Below are 24,870 nucleotides of genomic sequence, written 5' to 3'. Positions count from 1 at the left end.
TTTTTTTATAATTTAACAAACATTCTTGTTGGAATATCTTTCAAAAATTTTTCCGGTACTGCCATTCTTCTCACAAGTATTGAATCATAGTGCGCTATTCCATTCTTGTTTATGGAGTCGCAAGCACGGTTATAGATTTTGGCAAACAGTTCCCTACTCTCTTTCTTCACAAGAAAAGCACCATACACTTTTCCACCACGGCTGCATTCCGAATACAGATTCACATGCCCGACCTTACGTGCAACAGTTGCTTGTGGTTCCGGTAGCACAGCAGCATCCATAGTATTGTTTGCAAGCATTGCCATACGTACATTCAGACTGTGGATGTTCACAAGAAACGCCTTATCATCAACAAGTTTCACGGAGTCAAGCACATATTGAGCCATCATGCCATCCGCACCTTTACGATCCACAGCTATCATCTTGTCCTTCAGCTGAGAGGCCTTCTTCACACGTACCTTACGATTTGCAAAAAGATACAGACAGCTGTTCGGATTCCTGACTATCGAATATTTTTCTTTCGCACCTTTCTTCATTCCAGCCAAAAGCATTTCTGCCCTGACACTGTCCGTCGACGCACAGAATGCAGAACCTCCAACCAACGCAGTGTCACAATCGGCTATCGATGTATGCTCCTGCAAAGCCAAATCACATCCCATTTCCGCCGCAATGCCTGTCTCTACAGCAACATAAACCGGAAGGCAATCCATTGTTGGGGTAACGGCAACAGTCATGCAAGTGTCGGAAACGGCAGAGCCATCGCCTTCTTCACCATTTTGTGAAACAACACTGGCAACACCCCAAACGGCAAGCAAGGCTAAAACGCATGGTAGCGCATAAAGCAAACGTTTCTGCACTATAATCAATTTACTAATCTTCATCATTATCATAAATCAGAAAAACATCTCTTTCCAAATAGGTAATATTTCACAATCACAGAGTACGGAGCTGTGTAAGAATCACATACCTTGCCATTCTTGCGAGCGCGCTTCTGTATTTCCTTACGCAAAGGAGCATAGTCACTCTTCCATGCTTTGAAATCCCTGCGTGCAGCGCGGATTGCCTTCACATCCGCAATATTGCCTTTCAGCAATGACTGCAACATGGCAACATAATCAAGCAACAGCCTCCACCTCATCACACTGTTCAGCGAAGCGTCCGTCAGATTCTTGTAAAGCATTGTCAGATTGTTGCGGAAGTTCAAGTATGTTTTACGCGGGTTGCCTTGCGGAAGTGTCCCTCCTCCAAGATGATAAACAACGCTGCCCGGGACGCAAACGATACGATAGCCGAACAGGCGCATGCGCCAGCAAATGTCAATCTCTTCGTTATGCGCAAAGAAACGTGCGTCAAGTCCTCCTGAATCCAAATAGGCTTTTCTACGGACCATCATGCATGCGCCCGTAGCCCAATGTATGTCGCACACATCATCATACTGCCCATTATCTTTTTCCACGACACCAAAGAGCCTTCCTCTGCAGAAAGGATAGCCAAACCTGTCAACAAATCCGCCTGCCCCACCGGCATACTCAAAAGAGTTTTTATCAGCGAAAGACAAGAGTTTAGGCTGACATGCCGCCACATCCGGATTTGCATCCATATACTCAACAAGAGGAGAAAGCCAGCCTTTCGGAGTCTCCACGTCACTGTTGAGAAGCACAACATACTCACTATTCACCTCATCTATAGCACGGTTATAGCCCTCCGCAAAACCATAATTTCTGTCAAGGCGAATCACACGCACAGACGGGAACTCGGATGCAAGCATCGCAAGCGAGTCGTCATCCGACCCATTGTCCGCGACAACAATCTCCGCACCGTCGGTGTTAGCGACAACAGAAGGCAGGAAGCGGCGCATCATGGCAGCACCGTTCCAGTTCAAGATTATAACAGATACTTTCATCATGAAAAAGCCTCCATATCATTTATACACACACTGTTATCATGAAAGCAGCTCTGCCATCAGCGCAGTCTTGTCACTGTTAAAGCCGCCAAGCCTTACTTTCAAGATTTCATTGTCATACTCATCCCTTGCTAAGTCGGCAGGAATCTCCACACGGACATAGTTATCTGTGAATCCGTGCATTGCCCTACCCTTCGGAGCTTTCTCCATAAGGACATGCATCTCTCTTCCGATAAAGCCTTTATAGAAAGCCTCTGTCTTCAAGTCCGACAGCTCCAGCAGACGATGTGAGCGTTCTTTCTTCTCCTTATCCCCAACGACATACGGTATTTTCAGTGCCGCAGTCCCCGGACGCTCCGAATACGGGAACACATGAAGCTGCTGCACATCAAGAGACTTGATGAACTCATAGCATTCCTCAAAGCATTCCGGTGTCTCGCCACGGCATCCGACCATTACGTCAACACCGATAAACGCATCCGGCATCAATGACTTTACAAGTTCTATCTTACGACGGAACAGAGCCGTGTCATAACGGCGGTGCATAAGCCTCAGCACTTCATCGCTTCCGGATTGCAGAGGAATGTGAAAATGAGGCATGAAGGCGCGCGAGCCTGCACAATACTCTATCAGCTCATCAGTGAGCAGATTCGGCTCTATCGACGATATACGGTAGCGCTCAATGCCCTCAACCTTGTCAAGAGCCTTCACCAATTCAAGGAATGTCTCGCCCGTTGTCTGACCGAAATCCCCGATATTAACGCCTGTCAGTACAATCTCCTTTCCTCCTCTTTCCGCAACCTCACGAGCCTGAGCCACAAGTGATTCTACAGAAGGGTTGCGCGAATTTCCGCGTGCATAAGGTATTGTGCAATATGTACAATAGTAGTTGCATCCGTCCTGAACCTTAAGGAAATAGCGTGTCCTGTTTCCACGCGAGCATGACGGAGCGAAAGACTTGATGTCCTTTGTCTTAACACTATGGTGGCGATGAAGGTTCTCCGAGATAATTGTGCCACGCCCTTCACCACTGCCGGCACCGGATTTCTCTGTCCACGCATCGGAAAGATACTGCATCAGGTCTGCCTTCTCGTTTGAGCCAAGGACAAGGTCAACACCTTCTATTGCCGCTATGCGCTCCGGCTCAAGCTGTGCATAGCAGCCTGTCACAACGACAAAAGCTCCGGGATTGTTACGCACCATCTTATGTATCTGCTGCCGGCATTTATGGTCAGCAACCTCCGTCACGGAGCAAGTGTTTATAAGGCAGAGGTCTGCCTGCTCACCCTTTGCGGCGGTAACGACGCCTCTCTTCTCCAGCATCTCAGCGAATGTCGATGTCTCTGCAAAATTCAATTTGCATCCAAGCGTGAAATATGCGGCTTTCTTTCCTTTGAAAATATTATTGTCAGTCATCTTCCGGTAAACAGAGTTTCTTTAAGTCATAAAAAGACCCATTATAAATATCAAAATCCACCTCACCTTCTATTCCGGGCAGCCTGCCGGCATCTGTATGCTGCCAGAATTTCCATTTGCCCTTGTACTGCATCTTGTCGACATAGTAGTGCGCTATCCAATAAGGATAATCGTCAAAGCGCGCGTCGGTAAGGTATTTCTCTTTAAATTTATAATAGGTATATATAATGGGCTTGACATGATATTTGTTCTCCACCGTATGCAGCCATGTCAGCACATCGCGCTGGAAATCTTCCACCGAACGGTCCTTCGCCTTATGCTCCACATCAAGGATTGGAGGCAAGTCGCCTGCTTCAAGCGGCACGTTTGCAAGAAAGAATTCCGCCTGCTGCTTGGCAGGAGTCTTAAGGCTGTAGAAATGGTACGCGCCACGTATGAACCCGTGTTCACGCGCCTGGAAGAAGTTTTCTTCAAAGTTCTCGTCAACAATGCTCGCGCCTTCCGTCGCCTTTATGAGGACAAAACGCACCGGACAACGATCGATGGTCGCCGTACGGAGCAACGCCCAGTCAATGTCTCCCTGATAATGGGAGACATCTATGCCATGGATTTCATAACCTTCCGGATAATTGGCATCACCATACAGCGCCTGCCAGCGGAAGGATGTCGGAGAAACGAAGAAATACCAGAAAGCCCAGGTGTAGGCAGCCACAAGCAAAAAGCCACCCAGCCACCACACCCATTTGGGATGGCGGCTGAGTGGCTTTCTTTTATTTTTGGTAGTTCTTTTCTTTCCCACTTAACGTGTTTATGAAATTCATGCAGCCTAAACTGCACATCCCATGACGCGCAAGCCCGAAACGATGGGTTCTGCGCGTCATGTATGCTTATAGCGAAAGGATTATTCGTGCTCGAGAGTCAATGTCTTTGTCGGCTGGTCGCACACCTCTGCCGGACCAAAATACTGTATCGGGCCAGGATATACGAAGTCGGTCTCACGAGCCCACTTTGTGCGGTGGCAAACGAAATACTTGTATGGCTTGCCGTCAAGCTCCACAAGAGCCTTGCGTATCACAGGCTTCATCTCGCCGTTACGCTTCTCCATGTTCATCATCATGGTGATAGGAATACCTCCCGCAATCCACTCGTCAACAGGCTTGGATGTGTTCTTAACGGAAGACATGTAGCCTGTCTTGCCTGCAGCGATAAGCATGGAAGCGTTGAAACCGAGAGAGTAGCAGTAGTCAGCATCAAAGTTTGACGGAGCTGCGCAACGTCCCTCGTAGCCGAAGAAGTGGTGCTGTGTAGAGAACTTGCCGTTGAAGAGACCTTCCTTCTTCCACTCAGCGAGCTTCTTGCCAACCATCTCTGCGAGCAGCTGCTCTGTCTCGATGAGAGAAACCTGCACGTTTCCGTGTGGGTCGCGCTCAAGGGCGAGCTGGCGTGAAACAGAGAGAGGCAGGCTCTTGAAGATAGCAGCGTTCTCGTCAGAGAGGTGCTTCAGCACGTAGCTGATCTTGTTATCGTCGGCAACGAGGTCGAAGTCTGCCTGGTTTGCTGCAAGCATATCGTTAAGTTCCGCAATCAGCTTCTTGATGGCAGGGATAAACTCGATAAGGCCTTCCGGCACGAGCACCACGCCATAGTTCATGCCGCGTGTGGCACGGTCAGCCACTGCGTCAGCGATGTATGTGACAACGTCGTCAAGAGTCTGGTTCTTAGCCTCAACCTCCTCACCGATGAGGGTGATGTTCGGATGTGTCTGAAGAGCGCACTCAAGTGTGACGTGAGAAGCAGAACGGCCCATGAGCTTGACAAAGTGCCAATACTTCTTGGCAGAGTTACAGTCGCGCATGATGTTGCCGATAACCTCTGAGTAGACCTTGGTAGCTGTATCGAAACCGAATGAAGTCTCAATCTCGGAGTTCTTCAAGTCGCCGTCGATAGTCTTAGGGCAGCCAATCACCTGCACACCAGCATCGATAGCCTTGTAGTACTCGGCGAGCACGCAAGCGTTAGTGTTGGAGTCGTCACCACCGATGATTACGAGCGCCTTGATGTCAAGTGCCTTGAGAATTTCAAGACCCTTGTCAAACTGCTCTTTCTTCTCGAGCTTTGTACGGCCGGAACCAATAATATCGAAACCACCTGTATTGCGGTACTCGTCAACAATCTCCGCAGTCAGTTCCATGTAGTTATGCTCTACAAGTCCGCTCGGACCAAGGATGAAACCGTAGAGCTTGTTTGCCGGATTCAGTTTCTTGATACCGTCAAAGAGACCGGAGATGACATTATGACCGCCGGGAGCCTGTCCGCCTGAAAGGATAACGCCCACGTTCATCTGCTGTGTCTTCATCTCGCCGTCAACAGGCTCAAAGCGAAGATATGGCATTCCGTAAGTGTTAGGGAAAAGTTTCTCTACTTCCTCCTGGTCAGCGACTGACTGTGTCGGCTCACCTTCTACAGCATTCAGTGCGCCACGCAAAGCCACAGGGAGCTTTGGCTGGTAAGCGGCACGAGCAATCTGCAATGCACTTTTTTCCATAGTTCTTGTTGTTTGTTTATGTTATCGTATGAAATCTTTATCACAACTTTGTCGGGCGCAGCAAACGGCAAAGGATTTCTCCGGCACCCGACGCGCAAAACCATGCGTCAAAAACGTCACTCAGCGTTCCGGCGCAATACTCATTTTCCTCCTGCAAAGATAACAATTTCTTGGCAAAAAACCGAACAAACAGCAAAAAAAAATCCAAAATAAAACTTTTTTATTTGCAAATTAGGCTATCTGAGAGATTTTTTATAACTTTGAACCCTAATTTGCACTTGCACAAAATGTAACCTCATGAAAAGACTTTGCCAATGGATTCTCTACGGACTTATGGGTTGGAAGAAGGACATAACCCAAGAGCATCCGGACAAATACATAATATGCCTCGCACCGCACACAAGCAACTGGGACTTCATCATAGGGCAGCTTTTTGCCATGGCTGAAGGGATGCACACGAATTTCCTCATGAAAAAGGAGTGGTTCTTCTGGCCTCTCGGCATCTTGTTCAGGAGCATGGGCGGCATCCCTGTCTACCGGCAGAAGAGCACATCGATGACCGACACTCTTGCCGAAACGGCGAAAAGCAAGGAGAGCTTCAAGCTCTGTGTGACTCCCGAAGGGACAAGGAGCGCGACAAAGGAATGGAAAAAGGGCTTTTACTATATCGCGCTGAAAGCCAAAATGCCGATACTCCTCTATGGCATGGACTACGGAAAAAGGATGATAACATGCACGAAAACCATCATTCCATCGGGCGACATCGACAAGGACATGGAGGAGATAAAACGCTATTATACTGCCTTTGAAGGCAAGCATCCCGAGAATTTCATAATATAGCTTCTCTTCGGCTTTGCAAAAGGTTACCTTTCACCCAACAAAAGGTTACCTTTTACCATGCGAAAGGTTACCTTTCACTACATAAAACGTTACCTTTCGCATTGCCGAGGAAAAAGGCACTTGCGACATCATGACAGAAATGCTTCGAAAGATAACACTAACTGTACTGTTAATCAACATATTACTATCCGTCAGCGCACAGCAGCCGTGGGTCAGAAACGTATCCAAAGCGACGACAATCGAGAACGGTCTGGCAGGCAAACATTTGTCTGTCTGGCCAAGCCACGGCAGATACTACAACATCAGCAGGGACAGGTGGGAATGGCAAAGGGCACAGCTCTACGGCACATGCGAGGATGTCTTCACGCAATCCATAGTCTATCCTTATCTTATCCCTATGCTCGAGAACGCCGGAGCGAACATTTTCGTGCCGAGAGAGAGGGACTGGCAGACGAACATGGTCATCGTCGACAACGACATGCCGCAATCAGGATACTCAGAAAGTGCGGGAAAGGCAGGCTGGGTGACATCACCGCTGCCGGGATTCGCCACCACGGGAATGTGCTACAAGGACGGTGACCGCCCTTTTGCAACAGGAACGGCAAGAATGGCAAGGACGACTGCCGGGACAGGGACGGACATGGCGCGAGCTTTCTATTTCCCAAAGATTCGCGAAAGGGGGCGATATGCCGTCTATGTCAGCTACCAGACGGTGGAAGAGTCGATAGACGATGCCGAATACATAGTGTGCCACCGGGGGACAGCCACCACGTTCCGTGTCAACCAGCAAATGGGCAGTTCGACATGGGTGTACCTCGGCACTTTTGAATTTGAGGCAAATGCTCCGACAAACAATTATGTGTGTGTGACAAACCGCAGTGCGCAGAAGGGAGTCGTGACCACCGACGCCGTGCGCTTCGGTGGCGGTATGGGCGATCATCAGCGTGGCGGCAAGACTTCCGGACTGCCGCGTGCCTTGGAGGCTGCACGCTACTACACACAGTTTGCAGGAGTGCCGAAGGCGATGTACATGACAAAAACAGGGAAAAACGATTACAGTGAGGACATCAACTGCCGTTCACTGGCTTCCAACTGGCTGTCGTACGGTTCGTGCACCAACCCCATCGAATCCCCCACTCCGCAGCATCCGGTGTTCGACATCGACTCACTCACGCTTGCCGAAAATGCTGTACGGCTGTACGTTGACAGCATAACGAAGGCGAACATCGACAGCTTTGGCACGGCATACCCTGACAGTTTGTCCGAAGCTGTCATCGATTCGACTGCCATGGCGGTGCTTGACAGCGTCAACGGGACACCGCTGCAGCAAATCAACCTTCAGCGCGGCGACACTCATCTCGGGCATGTGCCCCTCGATTTGCAGCTTGCCATACACAGCGATGCCGGCTGGCTGCGCGATTTCACGACGCACTACGGCACTTTGACAATATGCACGACAAACTTCAACAATAAGGAGACAGCGGACGGAAGGCCGCGCTCCGTGTCAAAAAACTTTGCGACCGAACTGCTGAGAAGTGTGTCGAACGACCTTAACAAGGCATTCGGAAAATGGGTGGTGCGTGAGGTTTGGGACAAGAATTACAGCGAGACGCGCCTGCCGGCACAGCCGTCGGCGATACTCGAGACCATGTCCCACGAGAATTTCCCTGACCTGAAATGCGGCCATGATCCGAACTTCAAGTTTGTCCTTTCACGCGCTATCTACAAAACCATACTGCGCTGGCTTTGCGAAAGGGACGGAAGGCAGGCTGTCGTGCAGCCACTCACTCCGCAGAATTTCTCTGCTGCCACGCTGGAAGGTGACGAACTGACATTAAAGTGGAGCGCGCAGACCGACTCCCTCGAGCCGTCCGCCGTTCCAGACTCCTATGTGTTGTACACAGGGACTGACAAAACCGGCTACGACAACGGTCATATAATAAAAGGCACAGAGCATAAAATCCGCCTGTCACCGAACACCCTCTACCGCTTCCGCCTCACTGCCGCCAACAGCGGAGGTGAGAGTTTTCCGACGGAAGAGCTTGTCGCGCTTTATTCTCCTGAGGCGAAAGAGACTGTGATGATTGTCAACGCCTTCCACCGACTGTCGTCACCGGCTGTCGTGGAGACTGACAGCATCTGCGGGTTTGACCTTGATGCCGACGTAGGACTGTCGCTCGGGAAGACTCCTGCATGGATTGGCCATCAGCAGGTCTTTGACAAAACGCAGGCAGGAAAAGGCACAGGACTTGGCTTCACAAACAACGATTTGCTTGGACGCTTCACTGCCGGCAATGACTTCAACTACGCTTTTGCCCATGCGGAAGCCGTAAGGAACGCAGGAAAATATAACGTTGTGAGCCTTTCTTCTAATTGCTTCTCACAACAGACGGACATCACCGGCGTGAGCGTCCTTGACATCCTCTTTGGCAACGAGAAGGACGACGGTTATTCGCTCCTGACCTACAAGACGTTCACCCCGCAAATGCGTGAAGGCATCGAAGCATTCATCGAGCGCGGAGGAGGGCTGTTCCTCAGCGGAAGCTATATCGCCTCGGACATGCAGGAAGAGGAAGAGCAGGCATGGCTTGCCGACAATCTCCACATAATGTACGGCGGAACGGACTGCGACTCACTGCCTTTCCGCAAGAGCGAGCCAATGGACATCGTCTCTGGGAACGGCATGCAAATGTCCGTCTTCAGGCACGTGAACGACAAGCATTATGCCTCTGTGGCATCGGACATCCTGTTTTCCACCGACTCACTCTCTGACCAAAAGTACCTTGCCTACGCTTCCGGCTCTCAGGCTTCTGTGACTTATGATGGTGACGCGTACCGGGTCTTTGCACTTGGCTTCCCTTTTGAATGCGTGAAGGATGCCGCAAACAGGAATCTTTTGATGAAAAAGATACTGGCTTTCCTCAGACGAGGAAAGAAAGAATGATGGGCTGCATCTGCTTAATCATAGAGTTACACTCAAAGAAACGAGTATTCACGCCACATGGTTCATGCCTGTCAGGCAAGCAAAAAAACATCCGCAATTGTTTGGAATTCACGATTTAATGTATTAATTTTGCAATTGAAAATCTCAAAACAGGACACTATGATTACAAAACACAAAACTATTCGTCTTGACAACAATGTCATGAGCGCACTTAGTGCCCGCGCAATGAGTGAGCGGCAATCCATTGAGGCTTATGCCAACAAATTATTAAGGCTTGTGCTCAATATTGATTCACAAGAACCGGAAGTTGAGAAAAGCACGGCAGAAAAGCGTTTGGCTTGCATAGAGCAATTGTGTGGGGTACTGCATGACGATGGTGTGGACTATAAGGTTACACGTGAAGACATAATGAACGAACGTTATGGGGAAATTTAGACTGTTTCTTGACACGAATGTAATCCTTGACCTCTTACTCAAAAGAGAAGGTTCTGACCATGTGAAGACCATATTGCGCTCTTTCGGCAAAAGCGATTGCGTCATATCAGTCTCCACCATTTACACAACAAGCTTTTATTTGGAAAGGTATTTAAAGAAAAATGGGATATTCGGTGACAATAAAGTTTCAGCAATACGGACAATCCTAACCAACATTCTTGACACTATGACTGTTGCAGGGATTGACGAAACCGCCTTGCGCAACGGCATTAATGACATGGCTTTCAATGACCTTGAAGACAGTTTCCAACTACAAACGGCATTGAAATGCAATTGCAATTTCCTTGTCACAAATAATATCAAGAATTTCGAAAAGACAGACAGCATAACGGTAATATCACCACAAAACTTTGTTGATTTGATGCTGAAAGCTAAATAATCCTCAATGTGTGAATGCAAGCAAACAGAATTACCCAACCTAACGCCCCAATCTATTAATAAAACAACGAAGAAACATAACCAACAGAAAACAATCATCACATTATGCAAATCATAGCCAACGCCAAAGGTACACGCACCATTGAAATCACAGCGGAGCACCTTGCGACACTGAGAAAGTACAGTCTTTTCCGCAACCTCATAGACAGTAACGGCATCGTCGACGAGACAGTGCTCGGCAAACTGCGCCTGAACATACGCGCACTCCTTGAACATGAGGGGACTTCGGACAAGAATCTTATGGACCTTTGCTTTGATGTCATCTACAATCCTGACATGAAGGCAATCGGGCTCGCTAACCTTATCACGCTGTATGCAGAACATGATGCTGACGGACTTTCTACCAACGACCAAGAAGGAGCTTGAACTGCGCGGCTGGGATTATGTCGACATAATCATCTTCTCCGGCGATGCGTATGTTGACCACCCGTCTTTCGGTGCTGCCGTAATAGGCAGGACATGGGAGGCGGAAGGCTATCGTGTCGCTATTGTGCCGCAACCGGACTGGCACGGCGACTTCCGCGACTTCAAGAAGCTGGGCAAGCCTCGCCTCTTCTTTGCCATTTCACCGGGCTGCATGGACTCCATGGTCAACAAATACACAGCAAACCGCCGCCTGAGAAGTGAGGATGCCTACTCGCCTGACGGACGGCACGACTGCCGCCCGGAATATCCTACGATAGTCTACACAAAGATTCTCAAGCAGTTATATCCTGACACACCGGTCATTCTTGGCGGCATCGAGGCTTCACTGCGACGCGTCACGCACTATGACTATTGGCAGGACCGTCTGCAGAAGTGCATCTTATGCGACTCTGATGCCGACATGATAACCTACGGAATGGGAGAACGTGTCAGCACAGAACTGGCAAAACGTGTCGCCGACGGCACTCCTGTCAGCGAAATCAAGGACCTTCCGCAGACTGTTGTGCTATGCCGGAAGGAGGAAATCCCTGACGGCATCACGAAAGACGACATCCTGCTCCACTCGCATGAGGAGTGCCTGAAGAACAAACGCGCACAGGCTGAGAACATAAGGCACATTGAGGAAGAGTCCAACCGTATTCATGCGCAGCGCATGCTGCAGGAAGTGGACGGGAAGTTTGTCGTGGTCAATCCTCCATATCCTACCATGACGACTGAGGAACTTGACCGCTCGCACGACTTGCCGTACACACGAATGCCGCACCCTAAGTACAAAGGCAAGCGCATTCCTGCTTATGAGATGATAAAACTCTCTGTCAACATCCACCGTGGATGCTTCGGAGGCTGCGCATTCTGCACCATATCGGCACACCAAGGGAAATTCATCACATGCCGTTCCAAGGAGAACATCCTGCGTGAGGTGAAGAAGGTCATGGAGCATCCAGACTTCAAAGGCTACTTGTCTGACCTCGGAGGGCCGTCGGCAAACATGTATGGCATGGCAGGCAAGAACAGGAAAGCATGCGAAGCGTGCAAACGGCCTTCGTGCATCCACCCGAATGTGTGCCCGAACCTTGACACTGACCACAGCAAACTGCTTGACATTTACCATGCGGTCGATGCTTTGCCGGGCGTAAAAAAGAGTTTCATCGGCTCCGGAGTGCGCTACGACTTGCTGCTGCACCACTCAAAAGACGAGAAAACCAACGAAGCTGCACGGCAGTATACACGCGAACTCATCACGAATCATGTGTCAGGCCGCCTGAAAGTCGCACCGGAACACACTTCCGACAAGGTGCTGCGACTGATGAGAAAGCCATCGTTCCAACAGTTCCGCGACTTCAAGCGCATCTTCGACCGTATCTGCCGTGAAGAGGGACTGCGCCAGCAGATTATCCCTTACTTCATCTCTTCCCACCCGGGATGCCACACCGAGGACATGGCAGAGCTTGCCGTGATAACAAAAGGCTTGGACTTCCAACTGGAACAGGTACAGGACTTCACTCCCACCCCGCTGACGATAGCCACCGAAACATGGTACACCGGCTACGACCCGTACACTCTCGAGCCTGTCTATTCTGCCAAATCGCAGAAAGAGAAGTTGCAGCAACGGCAGTTCTTCTTCTGGTACAAGCCTGAGGAACGACGTAACATCGAGCAGGCTTTGCGCAACATGGGGCGCCCTGACCTCATCGCAGCACTGTACAAAGGGACAGCGCCGGCACGCCCATTCAAACCGAAACGACACGGCAAACGTTAAGAATAACCACAAAACAGCACAATTCCTGTGGCACAATGAAATAAACAGGATTTCCAACATGGAAAGGAACGTGGCAGAAAACGGCAAACATTAATAAACTTTAATAATGGTTTATTGGATGTTTGCCGTTTTTTCTTTACCTTTGCAGAAAATTATATAGACAGATGAAACTCGTCATAATAACACAACCGCAATTCTTCATCGAGGAGGACAGAATCATCACAGCCCTTTTCGATGAGGGACTCGATTCGCTGCACCTCTACAAGCCGGGCTCATCACCGCTATATTTCGAGCGTCTCCTGACTCTCATACCGGAAGATTACCACAGCAACATCGTCATACACGAGCACTTCTACATGAAGCAGGAGTTTGACCTTGCAGGAATACACCTTGACGACCCTGACGCTGATGTACCGCAAGGCTACCGCGGAAAGGTGACCAGAAGCTGCACAGACCTCTCAAAACTGAAAGAGACAAAGAAGAAATCACAGTATATTTTCCTGCATGACATCTTCGACAGGCAGCAAAACAACAGCTCCAAACCAAGCTTTTCCGAATCAACCATCTATGAGGCCAGCCGTCAGGGACTCATAGACAAGCACGTATATGCCTTCGGTGGCATGAATGCTGACAATATACGGTGGGCACATGATGCCGGATTTGGCGGAGTGGTACTGTGCAGTGACATCTGGAACAGGTTCGATATCCACAGCCAAGTGGACTACAACGATGTCATACAGCATTTCCAACGATTGCGCAAACTGGCAAGATAGTTGTTGCCCACTACGTCAACAAAAAAACAATCGGAAACAAAAAGCTGAAAATAAAAGCAACATAAAAAAGCAAAACCCACACACAATACGCTAACATTTCATAACGACTATACAATCAAAATGTCTGATTCAAAAAACTTTATGGTATTCTCTGGCACAGCGACCAGATACCTTGCAGAGAAGATTTGTCAGAGTCTCGGTTGTCCGCTCGGCAACTTGGTTATCACAACTTTCTCCGATGGAGAATTTGCAGTGAGCTATGAAGAGTCTATCCGTGGCCGCGACGTATTCCTTGTACAAAGCACATTCCCTTCATCCGACAACCTTATGGAGCTGCTCCTGATGATTGACGCTGCAAAACGTGCATCGGCAAAGACCATCAATGCCGTGATCCCTTATTTCGGCTGGGCGCGTCAGGACCGCAAGGACAAGCCGCGCGTCTCTATCGGCGCAAAGCTCGTGGCCGACCTGCTCACAGTTGCAGGCATCGACCGTATCGTGACAATGGACCTTCATGCTGACCAGATTCAGGGATTCTTCAACTGCCCTGTCGACCACCTCTATGGCTCTGCGGTCATCCTGCCCTACATAAAGTCACTGAATCTCGAGAACCTTGTCATCGCCTCTCCTGATGTCGGCGGCGCAAAGCGTGCAAAGACTTACGCGAAATACCTTAACTGTCCGCTCGTCCTTTGCAACAAATCACGTGCACGCGCCAATGTCATCGAGTCTATGCAGATTATCGGTGATGTGAAAGGCAAAGATGTCGTAATCGTTGACGACATGGTGGACACCGCAGGCACAATAACAGCAGCGGCAAACATCATGCTCGAAGCAGGAGCCAACAGTGTGCGCGCAACAGCAAGCCACTGTGTCATGTCAGGCCCGGCAAGCGAACGCGTGCAGAACAGTGCACTGGAGGAAATAGTATTCACAGACTCCATCCCTTACACAAAGCGCTGTGCGAAAGTCAAGCAGCTGTCTGTCGCTGACATGTTTGCAGAGACAATCCGCCGTATCCTTGACAAGGAGAGCATCTCCGACCAGTACATCATACAGAATTAAAGATTCCTGTATGCAGGACACACCGGAAAACAACACCAAAATTCTTTGATACAATTGAAACATATCATCCTATATCTCATAGCATTCTGTGCCGTCACACAAGTGATGGCACAGAAACTTAGTACCGCAACCCCAACATACGATTGCGGACAGGTACTGTTCCGAACTCCCGTCACCACAAAATTCGTGCTGAAAAACAAGTCATCAAAGCAAATTTCCATTAAAAAAGTGGAGACTTCATGCGGATGCACGACTGCCATTGCCTCACATGCAAAGGTTGCCGGTGGCAAGGAACTTGTTGTCGATGCGACATACGACGCAAAGCAATTGGGACATTTCCAGAAAGAGATATGGATTTATGAAGAAGGGCAGAAGAAGCCTCTTGTGCTTACTGTAAAAGGTGTTGTGGTGACCGAGGTGCAGGATTTCAGCGGCTCCTACCCTTACATGCTCGGCGGAATCAGCACGGACCTCAACGAGATTGAGTTTGATGATGTCAGCAAAGGCTCGCAGCCGACACTGACGATGCACATACGCAACACTACAGGCAGCACCATCGAACCTGTAGTGATGCACCTTCCTGATTATCTTGAAGCGAACGTATCGCCGACAAGACTCCGCCCTAACCAAGCCGGAGAAATCACTTTCATGCTCCTTTCGTCAAAGTTGAGGGACATGGGACTCACACAAACATCCCTTTATCTCGGCAAACAACCGGGTGACAAAATCTCTACAGACAAGGAACTGCAGGTTTCAGCCATACTCACCCCGGCTTTCCCGACAAAAGACCAAGCAATAATCGCCAACGCTCCGCAACTTGAACTGTCGAAGACTGTCATAAAGAAAAGAGAGATGCATGGCAAGCCGGAGAAACTGAAGACTGACATCACACTGAAAAACGTTGGCAAGCAGGAACTCATCATAAGTGCTTTGCAGATGTTCACAGCAGGAATGAATGTCTCACTGAGCAAGTCTAAGATAGCTCCGGGCGAGACTGCAAAGCTGAAAATCACTGTCAACGGCAATGCCATGAAGCAGATTAAGCAGCGTCCGCGCATACTCATGATTACCAATGACCCGCAACAACCGAAGGTTATCATTGAGGTACAGGAATAAAGAATCGTGTCTTCTGCCAAAAAGCAGAAGAAGAGAACAGAAACTTACACCTAATTATAATGTTATGGAACACCCAGAAAACGCAAGCGAATATGCAGGACTGCAAGTCAATTCCGGCATCATAAAGCCGCAATCTGTCAACCCTTATCTCAAAAAGGGACGATTCAAGCGCCACGAACATACCGTAGAAGAACTTGTCAATGGCATATTGGCGGGAAACATAACGATGCTGTCACAAGCCGTGACACTTGTTGAAAGCCAAGCACCTGACCATCAGGAGAAGGCGCAACAGGTCATCGAGCGCTGCCTGCCCTACAGCGGCAAGTCTGTGCGCATCGGCATAAGTGGTGTTCCGGGAGCAGGAAAATCAACGTCAATCGACAACTTCGGCTGTCACATCCTTGACACACGCGGCGGAAAACTTGCCGTCCTTGCCATCGACCCGTCATCGGAACGCTCCCAAGGCTCCATTCTCGGCGACAAGACTCGCATGGAGAAACTCACACAACGTGAGGACGCATTCATCCGCCCCAGTCCGTCGGCAGGCTCTCTCGGCGGTGTGGCACGCAAGACACGCGAGACAATTGTGCTGTGTGAGGCAGCAGGCTTCAACACAATCTTCATCGAGACAGTCGGTGTAGGTCAGAGTGAGACAGCCTGCCACTCCATGGTGGACTTCTTCCTCCTGCTCCAAGTGACAGGAACAGGCGACGAACTCCAAGGCATAAAGCGTGGCATCATGGAAATGGCTGACGGCATTGCCATCAACAAATGCGACGGTGACAATGTCGACCGCTGCCACATGGCTGCCACAAACTACAGGAACGCCCTCCATTTCTTCCCACAGCCGGAGTCAGGATGGACACCGCAAGTGCTCTGTTACAGCGGTTTCTACGGCAATGGAGTTAAGGAGGTGTGGGACATGGTGTTCGAATATATTGACTTTGTCAAGGACAACGGTTATTTCGACTACCGCCGTGCAAAGCAGGCACGCTATTGGATGTACGAGACAATCGACGAGTATCTCCGCCGCTCTTTCTACCAAAATCCTGAAATAAAAGCACTGAAACAGCTTGCGGAGGATGCTGTCCTGACACAGAAAAAGACATCTTTCAAGGCGGCACACGATTTGCTTGACACGTATTTCAATTCTCTGAAATAACATCCTGTCCGACATCTGCCCGAAGTTTTGCACTTTATCAACAAATCATGAACATAGAGATTGACAACGGAAGCGGCTTCTGCTTCGGTGTGACGACTGCCATCCGGAAAGCTGAAGAGAAACTGGCAGAGGGCACAAAGCTCTACTGCCTTGGTGACATTGTGCATAATGGCACGGAATGTGACAGGCTGCGAGAGAAAGGCTTGGTGACCATCGGGCATGACGAACTGCAAGAGCTGCATAACGCCCGGGTACTGCTGCGTGCACATGGCGAACCGCCACGCACCTACATGATTGCCGAAAAGAACAATGTGGAGATAATCGATGCCACCTGCCCCGTGGTGCTTGCCTTGCAAAGGCGCATACGCCGACAGCATGAAGAGAACCCAAACGCCCAGATTGTCATCTTCGGAAAGAACGGTCATGCCGAGGTTCTCGGACTTGTCGGGCAGACTGACGGCAAAGCTATCGTCATAGAGCATTACGAGCAATTGCAGGATTCTGCCATAGACTTTAACCGCGACATTTTCCTATACTCACAAACGACGAAATCGCTTGGGGAATATAGGCGAATAATAGAATACTGCCGGCAGCATATAGCAAGCGGATGCACATTCAAAAGTTTTGACACAATCTGCCGACAGGTGGCAAACCGTATGGACAACATACGCGAATTTGCCAAGAAACATGGGCTTGTGCTCTTCGTATCCGGTAGGAAAAGCAGCAATGGCAAAGTCCTGTACAACGAATGCCTGAAAGTGAATCCGAACACATTCCTCATAGAAGGTCCGGACGAAATACAGGACAAATGGCTTGAAAATGTATCTTCCGTTGGCATCTGCGGTGCGACAAGCACGCCGAAATGGCTTATGGAGCAGTGTGCGGAAGAGATAAAGAAAAGAGCATAAGGCACAAATCCAACACTAATCAAAACTAATTATAACACAATGAGAAAACTTATTCTTGCACTCCTGTTGATAGTGGGCACATTGAACGTTGCTGCCGAGAACTATCCTTACCGTGCAGACTATCTTTGGGTGACAGTGCCTAACCATGCAGACTGGCTGTATGAATGTGGAGAGAACGCCACAATAGAGGTGCAGTTCTATAAATATGGCATACCACGTGACGGACAAGTCAGCTGGAAACTGTCCAATGACATGCTCCAAACAGACAAGCAAGGCACGGCAAACCTGAAGAACGGACGCTGCAACATTAACATCGGCTCACGCAAGACACCGGGATTCCGCGACCTCAACCTTGCTGTAAACATTGACGGAACGACTTATGTACATCATATAAAGGTGGGATTCTCTGTCAACAAAATCACACCTTACACAAAGGAACCGTCTGATTTCATGTCATTCTGGGATGCACAGAAACAGTCACTCAAACAAACTCTCTCCTATACTCGTGAGCGTGCGGAGGAATATTGCACAGACAAAATCCTTTGTGACCTCATCAAACTCAAGGTCGACAACAAGCACAGCGTCTATGCTTACCTGACATACCCACGCAACATGAAACAGGGCAGCCACCCGATATGCATCTGTCCTCCGGGAGCAGGCATAAAGACAATCAAGGAACCACTACGCCACAAATACTATGCGGAGAACGGTTTCTTGCGACTTGAAATGGAAATCCACGGCATAGACCCACGCACTCCGGAGAAGACTTTCAAGGAAATACAGTCAGCTTTCCAGACTGACGGCAATAATTACCTTGACAACGGACTCGACAACCGCGACAATTACTACATGCGCCATGTCTATCTCGCACTCATCCGTGCAACAGACTTCATGACATCCCTGCCTGAATGGGACGGAAAAAATGTCGCTTTCCAGGGCGGAAGCCAGGGAGGCGCACTGGCTATGGTGGCAGCAGGCATCGACAAACGTGTGACACTGTGTGTGGCAAACCACCCTGCCCTATCCGATATGGCAGGATATGCGGAACAGGGACGCACAGGCGGTTATCCGCATTTCAAAAAAGCGAAAGGAATGCTGACACCGGAAAAGATAAAGGTCATGGCTTATTACGATGTCGTGAACTTTGCACGCCAAATCACTTGCCCTACTTATATGACATGGGGATACAACGACAACACCTGCCCTCCTACCACCTCCTATGCTGTGTACAATGTGCTGAAATGCGAGAAAGAGGCGCTCATCACTCCTGTCAATGAGCATTGGACATCTGATGCCACAGAATACGGACACATGAAATGGATACAGAAACATCTGAAATAAATCCCGTCCAACAGACAAACAACTCATAAAACCATTGACTTAATGGCGGAAAAATTGCCCATATTACTGATTCTTTTGGTAATATGGGTATTTTTTTGTAAATTTGCAAACACAAACGGCTGTCTTGCAGCCATGTATTAAAAAACTATCCATCAACTAAAAACTACAGAACATCATGATTGGAACACAGGAAATCATTCTTATAGCCTTGGTAATCCTTCTGCTTTTCGGAGGAAAGAAAATCCCGGAGCTTATGCGCGGACTCGGAAAAGGAGTGCGCAGCTTCAAAGACGGCGTCAACGGAATAGAGGAACCGCAGCCTGACAAGAAAGAAGATGCGGCGACAAAGGCAAACAGTGGGAAATGAAATGAGCAAGCAAGACCTTCCCGCTGACAACCTATCGTTTTGGGAACATCTTGATGCACTGCGGTCATGCCTGATAAAGATTGTCGCAGCGGTAATGATAAGCGGTGTCATGGCTTTCTTCATGAAAGACCAACTGTTCGGAATTGTACTCGCACCGTCGCACGGGGATTTCCTCACCTACAGACTTCTCGGTGCAGAACCTTTCACCCTGCATCTCATAAACACAGGACTGACGGAACAATTCATGATACACCTGAAAGTGGCAGCCATCGCCGGAATAGCCGTGGCGTCACCTTATATAATATATGTGTTGTTCCGCTTTATCTCCCCTGCACTCTATGCCAACGAGCGCAAAGCATCAGTAAAGGCTGTGTTGTCAGGCTATGCCATGTTCATCATAGGCATGGCAGTCAACTACACCCTTATCTTCCCACTCACAGTAAGGTTTCTTGGGACATACCAAGTCAGCACGGACATTGACAACATGCTTACTGTCAGCTCCTACATCGACACATTCATGATGATGACACTGACTTTCGGCATCATGTTCGAACTGCCTGTGGTGTGCTGGGTGCTTGCCGTAATGGGACTGCTGCGCCCGGAATGGATGCGCCATTTCCGACGCCATGCCATTGTGGCAATACTGATTGTGGCGGCAGCCATAACCCCTACTTCCGACATCTTCACTCTTACGCTCGTCAGCCTGCCTATATGGCTGCTGTATGAGGCAAGCATCCTCATTGTAAGCATGACAAAATCATAAACTAAGAAACAGGAATAACAAACTTTTATGCTGAGAAAAACAAGAATCCTATTCGCAACCGTGATGTTCATTGGCGTCACACTGCTGTTCCTTGACTTTACAGGAACGCTCCATTCATGGCTCGGCTGGATGGCGAAAATACAGTTCTGGCCGGCATTCTACGCACTGAACATCGGCGTTGTCATTGGAATAATAGCCCTGACATTGGTGTTCGGACGCATCTACTGTTCAGTAATCTGCCCACTTGGCATCCTTCAGGACATCATCTCCAAAGGCAGAAGCAAAATGAAGCGCAACCGCTTCAGCTACTCACCGGAGAAGAAAATCCTGCGCTATGCCATGCTTCTCGTCTTCATCGCTTCAGCATTAGCCGGAGTGAACATCATCGTTTCCCTCCTCGCCCCTTACAGCAGCTATGGCAGAATGGTAGCTTCCCTGCTCCTTCCTGTATGGCAATGGGGCAACAACCTCCTTGCCATGGTAGCCGAACATTATGACAGCTACGCTTTCTACTCTACGGAAGTGTGGATGCGCAGCACTGTCACGGTAGGGATTGCTGTAGCGACACTCCTCATTATCATAGTCTTGGCAGTGCGCGGAGGCAGAACTTACTGCAACACAATATGCCCTGTGGGCACAATATTGAGCATCTTTGCACGACATTCCTACATGAAAGTGCACTTCAACAGTGACAAATGCGTAAACTGCGGACTGTGCGCACGCAACTGCAAAGCGGCATGCATTGATTTCAAGAACCATGAAATAGACTACAGCAGATGCGTGACATGCGGCGACTGCATAGACAAATGCAAGCATGACGCACTGACTTTCGGACATAAAGCAGCACAAAAGGCAAAGTCTGCAAGCACCCCGGAACAGCCTGACACAAACAAAAAGAGTACGGAAAAAGAAACCGTGGACACCTCAAGACGCTCATTCCTCCTCGCTTCCGCCATGGCAACGACAGCCGCAGCGACAGCATCGGCACAGGCAAAGCTTGACGGCGGACTGGCGGAGATAGAGGACAAAGAGGCTCCGAAGCGTGAAACACCGCTAACACCTCCGGGCTCTCTCTCGGCAAAGAACATGGCACAGCACTGCACATCATGCCAGCTCTGCATCTCGGCATGCCCGAATGGTGTCCTCCGCCCTTCCACAAACCTGTCCACACTGATGCAGCCGACCATGAGCTACGAGCGCGGCTACTGCCGTCCGGAGTGCACACGATGCAGCGATCTCTGCCCTGCCGGCGCAATAACAAAGATAGGCAAAGACCTGAAATCATCCATACAGATAGGCCATGCCGTATGGATTCGCAAGAACTGCCTGCCTGTCAGCGAAGGCATTGACTGCGGAAACTGCGCACGCCACTGTCCGACAGGGGCGATAACAATGGTGCCGCTCAACCCGGAGGATGACCCTGACGACAAGAACACGCTGAAAATCCCTGCTGTCAACACGGCAGTCTGCATCGGATGCGGCGCTTGCGAGAACCTCTGCCCTGTACGCCCTCTGTCGGCTATCTATGTAGAAGGACATGAGGTACATAGGGAAATATAACACGACAAACGAACAACAGCAACAATGAAAACCATAAACCGACGTGATTTCTTAAAGATATTCTCCGGCACGGCAATAGCCTCATCATCACTGCTGGCTGCCTGCAAAGGCAAGAATGACAGCGCAACAGAGGCTAAAACATCGGACAAGAGCATGGTGCCACGCGGAGAAATGACAATGAGGACTAACCCTAACAACGGGGACAAGGTCTCAATCCTTGGCTATGGCATGATGCGCCTGCCACTCGTCGACGGCGCAAAACTCAAGGACAACAGTGATGCAGACATAGACCAGGAGATGGTCAACCGTCAGATAGACTACGCTCTCGAACACGGAGTCAATTATTTCGACACATCACCTGTCTATTGCCAGGGACGTTCCGAAGCCGCTACCGGCATCGCACTGAAGCGACACAAGCGTGACAAATACTTCATTGCCACAAAGTTGTCAAACTTTTCCCCTGAGACATGGCCACGCGAGGTATCGATAAAGATGTTTGAAGACTCACTGAAATATCTTCAGACGGACTACATTGACTATCTCCTGCTCCATGCTATCGGTGGAGGCGATGACTCGCTTGCAAACTTTAACAGCCGTTATATGGATAACGGCATACTCGATTGGCTGGTGGAACAGAAGAAGAAAGGACGCATCCGCAACCTCGGATTCTCCTATCATGGCGATGTGAAAATATATGATATGCTCCTCAAATGGCACGATGAGGGCAAGTACCATTGGGATTTCGTGCAGATAGAGCTGAACTATCTCGACTGGAGCTATGCCGACGAGATAAACCCACGCAACACTGACGCATCCTATCTCTATGAAGAGCTGAAGAAACGCAACATCCCTGCCGTCATCATGGAGCCGCTTCTCGGAGGCAGACTTGCAAACATTCCGACATACATAGCAAAGAAACTCAAGCAAAGACGCCCTGAAGACAGCGTCGCAAGCTGGGCTTTCCGCTATGCCGGCACACCGGAAGGGGTGCTGACAGTGCTCAGTGGCATGACTTACATGGAGCATCTCAAGGAGAATGTCGCGACATATTCACCCCTTGACCCTGTCACCAAGGAGGAGGACAAGCTGCTTATGTCCATCGCTGACGAGATTTACAACCTCAAAACCATACCATGCAACGAATGCAACTACTGCATGCCGTGCCCTTACGGTCTGAACATCCCTGCCATTTTCAGCCATTTCAACAAGTGCATCAATGACGGCATAATGCCAAACCGCGGCGAGAAAGACCCGGAATATGCCAAGCACCGCCGTGCCTACCTCATCGGCTACGACCGCAGTGTGCCGAAACTCCGTCAGGCAGACCATTGTGTTGGCTGCAAGGTGTGCAACGAGCATTGTCCGCAGCGCATTAATATCCCTGCCGAAATGCGACGCATAGACAAGTTTACGGAGGAAGTGCGCCGCTATTCCGACAAACTTTAACAGGCGGATTCCTACTCCATACAAATATTGCTCGAATAAAGCAAAGAACCAAAAGAATCGCTTCATACAGCGGGTGACGCATTTATAGCGAAGCAATTTCTTTTGATTCTTTGTTTTCTTCGAGCAATTTATTTATCACAAATACAGTTTTTCAGCAATAGCCAAGCAGCGGAAGGATAAACGGAGAAAGCAATGCAGTCAGCAAACCATTAAGTGTCAGTCCCAAAGAGGAGTACGCTCCATAACGCATGCCCCTGCGCTCAAAAGCGGCAGCAGTGCCAACAGCATGGGAAGCCGTGCCTATTGACAGCCCTCCGGCAATAGGACTCTTGATGCGGTTCATGCGCACCATGGAGAATCCTGCCATACTTCCAAAGATTCCTGTGCAAACAACAACGGCAGCCGTCAATGCCGGTATGCCGCCAATCGTCTGCGAAACCTCCATGGCAATCGGTGTGGTGACAGCCTTCGGGGCAAGGGAAAGGACAACTTCCGGTGTCGCCTGCAACAGACGGGCCACCAAAACCACCGACACAAGACCTGCAACACACCCTGCCAGCTCCGCCAGCAACAGTGGAAGCAGCTGCTTGCGAATGGACTCCAGCTGACGATAGAGTGGCACACCAAGTGCGACAACAGCAGGCTTCAGCCAAAAGTCTATGTACGAACCGCCCTCAGCATAACAGTCATAGTCTATGCCCGTAAGGAGCAGGAACGCAACAATGCCGATGATAGCGACAAGAATAGGATTGAGAAGCGCCACACCTGTGCGCCGCCTTATCCATTGCGCTCCAATGAATGCGGCAAAAGTCAGTGCCAAAAGGAAATATTTATTTTGAAGAAATTCCATGACCATGAATGGATATGTGTGAGAAATAGCGGCGCACAAGCTGATGCACCCAGCCTGTGACGGCAATAATGACAAACGTGCTGACCACGGTAGCACCGACGATAGGCAGCCACTGGTCACGGATAATGCCCATGCAGCGCATCACACCGACACCTGCCGGGACGAAAAAGAAACCAAGATTGCGGACAAGAAAATCCGCTACTCCCTCAACATGGCGCAGCTTCACAACCTTCAGACGCAAAGCAGCAGCCAGCAAAAGCATACCGATAATGGAAGACGGGACAGGCACTCCGGTAGCCCATACAATGAGTTCGCCAACAGCAAGGAAGGCAAACAGTACCGCACATTGTGTAATCATAACCAATAATCTATATTTTGTTCCTGAAATAATGTCCGCATGGACGCCTGCCACCCCAAAGATTACAGGCAACGTAACAAATAGTTTGCAAAGGTAATGATTTTCTGCCATACAACGCAATTTGTAAAAACATTTAACACTACAAAACTGAATATACCACCAAAACAGACAATCCACCCCACCACAGTCACACACTGAAAAACCTATGGTAACCTTTCGTGTTGCGAAAGGTTACCATAGGCATCATAAAAGGTAACCTTTCATACGGTAAAAGGTAACCTTTTGTCATGTCCAGATTTGACCTCAACAGGCAAACACGCAGCAATCCCACCAAAAACCTGATTATCAAGGATATATATTCACATATAGCAAACATTGTGTTTCGTATAAATCAG

General features: G+C 49.4%; 23 protein-coding genes. 16 read left to right on the top strand and 7 right to left on the bottom strand.

The genetic code is table 11. The annotated features are described in order from the left end of the window. Nucleotides 1-5: 5 nt before the first annotated feature. The 5 genes from HPS57_RS06175 to HPS57_RS06155 form a co-directional block, all read right to left on the bottom strand. Entirely contained in the window at nucleotides 6-884 is an 879-nt protein-coding gene (locus HPS57_RS06175) for an ABC transporter substrate-binding protein (protein ID WP_172181236.1), read from the bottom strand. Between the two features lie 2 nt (nucleotides 885-886). After that, nucleotides 887-1,903 carry a glycosyltransferase family 2 protein gene (locus HPS57_RS06170; protein ID WP_172181420.1) on the bottom strand — a complete coding sequence of 339 codons (1,017 nt, stop codon included), beginning with the start codon at nucleotides 1,901-1,903 and terminating at the stop codon, nucleotides 887-889. Between the two features lie 39 nt (nucleotides 1,904-1,942). Next, nucleotides 1,943-3,319, bottom strand: a complete 1,377-nt coding sequence (gene mtaB / locus HPS57_RS06165; protein WP_172181234.1) for a tRNA (N(6)-L-threonylcarbamoyladenosine(37)-C(2))-methylthiotransferase MtaB — start codon at nucleotides 3,317-3,319, stop codon at nucleotides 1,943-1,945. After that, on the bottom strand, nucleotides 3,312-4,118 hold the full coding sequence (locus tag HPS57_RS06160) for a glycoside hydrolase family 25 protein (protein WP_172181232.1): 807 nt from the start codon (nucleotides 4,116-4,118) through the stop codon (nucleotides 3,312-3,314). Before HPS57_RS06160 ends, mtaB begins: the two co-directional genes overlap by 8 nt. A gap of 102 nt (nucleotides 4,119-4,220) precedes the next feature. After that, nucleotides 4,221-5,864 (bottom strand): diphosphate--fructose-6-phosphate 1-phosphotransferase, encoded by a 1,644-nt coding sequence (locus HPS57_RS06155; RefSeq protein ID WP_172181230.1) that lies wholly within the window; start codon nucleotides 5,862-5,864, stop codon nucleotides 4,221-4,223. A 297-nt stretch (nucleotides 5,865-6,161) separates the two neighbouring features. Between HPS57_RS06155 and HPS57_RS06150 the strand changes: the two genes are divergently transcribed. From HPS57_RS06150 to HPS57_RS06075, 16 genes are all read left to right on the top strand, one after another. Continuing rightward, on the top strand, nucleotides 6,162-6,704 hold the full coding sequence (locus HPS57_RS06150) for a 1-acyl-sn-glycerol-3-phosphate acyltransferase (RefSeq protein WP_172181228.1): 543 nt from the start codon (nucleotides 6,162-6,164) through the stop codon (nucleotides 6,702-6,704). Nucleotides 6,705-6,834: 130 nt separating this feature from the next. After that, a complete protein-coding gene (locus tag HPS57_RS06145; RefSeq protein ID WP_172181226.1) occupies nucleotides 6,835-9,648 on the top strand; it encodes a golvesin C-terminal-like domain-containing protein in 2,814 nt (937 codons plus the stop codon). Between the two features lie 159 nt (nucleotides 9,649-9,807). Beyond that, entirely contained in the window at nucleotides 9,808-10,083 is a 276-nt protein-coding gene (locus tag HPS57_RS06140; protein ID WP_172181224.1) for a hypothetical protein, read from the top strand. Then, the gene (locus tag HPS57_RS06135; protein WP_172181222.1) at nucleotides 10,070-10,522 is read left to right on the top strand and encodes a type II toxin-antitoxin system VapC family toxin; all 453 of its coding nucleotides are present in this window, start codon (nucleotides 10,070-10,072) and stop codon (nucleotides 10,520-10,522) included. Before HPS57_RS06140 ends, HPS57_RS06135 begins: the two co-directional genes overlap by 14 nt. A gap of 101 nt (nucleotides 10,523-10,623) precedes the next feature. Next, a complete protein-coding gene (locus tag HPS57_RS06130) occupies nucleotides 10,624-10,947 on the top strand; it encodes a DUF8442 family protein (protein ID WP_172181418.1) in 324 nt (107 codons plus the stop codon). Further along, nucleotides 10,895-12,766, top strand: a complete 1,872-nt coding sequence (locus HPS57_RS06125) for a YgiQ family radical SAM protein (RefSeq protein WP_172181220.1) — start codon at nucleotides 10,895-10,897, stop codon at nucleotides 12,764-12,766. The genes HPS57_RS06130 and HPS57_RS06125 overlap by 53 nt, the downstream gene beginning before the upstream one ends. Nucleotides 12,767-12,930: 164 nt before the next feature. Then, nucleotides 12,931-13,539: a thiamine phosphate synthase gene (locus HPS57_RS06120; protein ID WP_172181218.1), complete on the top strand. Its 609-nt coding sequence runs from the start codon at nucleotides 12,931-12,933 to the stop codon at nucleotides 13,537-13,539. Between the two features lie 120 nt (nucleotides 13,540-13,659). Continuing rightward, a complete protein-coding gene (locus tag HPS57_RS06115; RefSeq protein ID WP_172181216.1) occupies nucleotides 13,660-14,604 on the top strand; it encodes a ribose-phosphate pyrophosphokinase in 945 nt (314 codons plus the stop codon). Nucleotides 14,605-14,649: 45 nt separating this feature from the next. After that, nucleotides 14,650-15,720: a DUF1573 domain-containing protein gene (locus HPS57_RS06110; RefSeq protein ID WP_172181214.1), complete on the top strand. Its 1,071-nt coding sequence runs from the start codon at nucleotides 14,650-14,652 to the stop codon at nucleotides 15,718-15,720. 64 nt (nucleotides 15,721-15,784) lie between these two features. Next, nucleotides 15,785-16,882 (top strand): methylmalonyl Co-A mutase-associated GTPase MeaB, encoded by a 1,098-nt coding sequence (gene meaB, locus HPS57_RS06105; protein ID WP_172181212.1) that lies wholly within the window; start codon nucleotides 15,785-15,787, stop codon nucleotides 16,880-16,882. Nucleotides 16,883-16,926: 44 nt separating this feature from the next. Beyond that, entirely contained in the window at nucleotides 16,927-17,790 is an 864-nt protein-coding gene (locus HPS57_RS06100) for a 4-hydroxy-3-methylbut-2-enyl diphosphate reductase (protein ID WP_369811464.1), read from the top strand. 39 nt (nucleotides 17,791-17,829) lie between these two features. Beyond that, the gene (locus HPS57_RS06095; protein ID WP_172181208.1) at nucleotides 17,830-19,131 is read left to right on the top strand and encodes an acetylxylan esterase; all 1,302 of its coding nucleotides are present in this window, start codon (nucleotides 17,830-17,832) and stop codon (nucleotides 19,129-19,131) included. A gap of 175 nt (nucleotides 19,132-19,306) precedes the next feature. Beyond that, complete coding sequence (locus HPS57_RS06090; protein ID WP_172181206.1) at nucleotides 19,307-19,498, top strand: Sec-independent protein translocase subunit TatA/TatB; 192 nt, start codon at nucleotides 19,307-19,309, stop codon at nucleotides 19,496-19,498. 1 nt (nucleotide 19,499) lies between these two features. Beyond that, the gene (gene tatC, locus HPS57_RS06085; protein ID WP_172181204.1) at nucleotides 19,500-20,261 is read left to right on the top strand and encodes a twin-arginine translocase subunit TatC; all 762 of its coding nucleotides are present in this window, start codon (nucleotides 19,500-19,502) and stop codon (nucleotides 20,259-20,261) included. Nucleotides 20,262-20,288: 27 nt separating this feature from the next. Further along, complete coding sequence (locus HPS57_RS06080; protein ID WP_172181202.1) at nucleotides 20,289-21,821, top strand: 4Fe-4S binding protein; 1,533 nt, start codon at nucleotides 20,289-20,291, stop codon at nucleotides 21,819-21,821. A gap of 24 nt (nucleotides 21,822-21,845) precedes the next feature. After that, entirely contained in the window at nucleotides 21,846-23,267 is a 1,422-nt protein-coding gene (locus HPS57_RS06075) for an aldo/keto reductase (protein ID WP_172181200.1), read from the top strand. 151 nt (nucleotides 23,268-23,418) lie between these two features. On the opposite strand, the gene HPS57_RS06070 is transcribed toward HPS57_RS06075, so the two are convergent. Both HPS57_RS06070 and HPS57_RS06065 read right to left on the bottom strand, forming a co-directional pair. Then, nucleotides 23,419-24,117: an LrgB family protein gene (locus tag HPS57_RS06070; RefSeq protein WP_172181198.1), complete on the bottom strand. Its 699-nt coding sequence runs from the start codon at nucleotides 24,115-24,117 to the stop codon at nucleotides 23,419-23,421. Then, nucleotides 24,098-24,475: a CidA/LrgA family protein gene (locus HPS57_RS06065; RefSeq protein WP_172181196.1), complete on the bottom strand. Its 378-nt coding sequence runs from the start codon at nucleotides 24,473-24,475 to the stop codon at nucleotides 24,098-24,100. The genes HPS57_RS06070 and HPS57_RS06065 overlap by 20 nt, the downstream gene beginning before the upstream one ends. Between the last annotated feature and the right edge of the window lie 395 nt (nucleotides 24,476-24,870).

Origin of the sequence: Palleniella intestinalis, from assembly GCF_013166595.1 — a bacterium.
Lineage (GTDB): Bacteria > Bacteroidota > Bacteroidia > Bacteroidales > Bacteroidaceae > Prevotella > Prevotella intestinalis.
This window is presented reverse-complemented; position numbering and strand designations above follow the sequence as displayed.

Coding starts and splice junctions, on each gene's coding strand:
- HPS57_RS06120 (WP_172181218.1), top strand. CDS start 12,931: ATGAAACTCGTCATAATAACACAACCGCAATTCTTCATCGAGGAGGAC.
- tatC (WP_172181204.1), top strand. CDS start 19,500: ATGAGCAAGCAAGACCTTCCCGCTGACAACCTATCGTTTTGGGAACAT.
- HPS57_RS06065 (WP_172181196.1), bottom strand. CDS start 24,475: ATGATTACACAATGTGCGGTACTGTTTGCCTTCCTTGCTGTTGGCGAA.
- HPS57_RS06150 (WP_172181228.1), top strand. CDS start 6,162: ATGAAAAGACTTTGCCAATGGATTCTCTACGGACTTATGGGTTGGAAG.
- HPS57_RS06140 (WP_172181224.1), top strand. CDS start 9,808: ATGATTACAAAACACAAAACTATTCGTCTTGACAACAATGTCATGAGC.
- HPS57_RS06145 (WP_172181226.1), top strand. CDS start 6,835: ATGACAGAAATGCTTCGAAAGATAACACTAACTGTACTGTTAATCAAC.
- HPS57_RS06095 (WP_172181208.1), top strand. CDS start 17,830: ATGAGAAAACTTATTCTTGCACTCCTGTTGATAGTGGGCACATTGAAC.
- HPS57_RS06080 (WP_172181202.1), top strand. CDS start 20,289: ATGCTGAGAAAAACAAGAATCCTATTCGCAACCGTGATGTTCATTGGC.
- HPS57_RS06170 (WP_172181420.1), bottom strand. CDS start 1,903: ATGAAAGTATCTGTTATAATCTTGAACTGGAACGGTGCTGCCATGATG.
- HPS57_RS06115 (WP_172181216.1), top strand. CDS start 13,660: ATGTCTGATTCAAAAAACTTTATGGTATTCTCTGGCACAGCGACCAGA.
- mtaB (WP_172181234.1), bottom strand. CDS start 3,319: ATGACTGACAATAATATTTTCAAAGGAAAGAAAGCCGCATATTTCACG.
- HPS57_RS06075 (WP_172181200.1), top strand. CDS start 21,846: ATGAAAACCATAAACCGACGTGATTTCTTAAAGATATTCTCCGGCACG.
- HPS57_RS06155 (WP_172181230.1), bottom strand. CDS start 5,864: ATGGAAAAAAGTGCATTGCAGATTGCTCGTGCCGCTTACCAGCCAAAG.
- HPS57_RS06070 (WP_172181198.1), bottom strand. CDS start 24,117: ATGGAATTTCTTCAAAATAAATATTTCCTTTTGGCACTGACTTTTGCC.
- meaB (WP_172181212.1), top strand. CDS start 15,785: ATGGAACACCCAGAAAACGCAAGCGAATATGCAGGACTGCAAGTCAAT.
- HPS57_RS06175 (WP_172181236.1), bottom strand. CDS start 884: ATGATGAAGATTAGTAAATTGATTATAGTGCAGAAACGTTTGCTTTAT.
- HPS57_RS06090 (WP_172181206.1), top strand. CDS start 19,307: ATGATTGGAACACAGGAAATCATTCTTATAGCCTTGGTAATCCTTCTG.
- HPS57_RS06135 (WP_172181222.1), top strand. CDS start 10,070: ATGGGGAAATTTAGACTGTTTCTTGACACGAATGTAATCCTTGACCTC.
- HPS57_RS06125 (WP_172181220.1), top strand. CDS start 10,895: ATGCAGAACATGATGCTGACGGACTTTCTACCAACGACCAAGAAGGAG.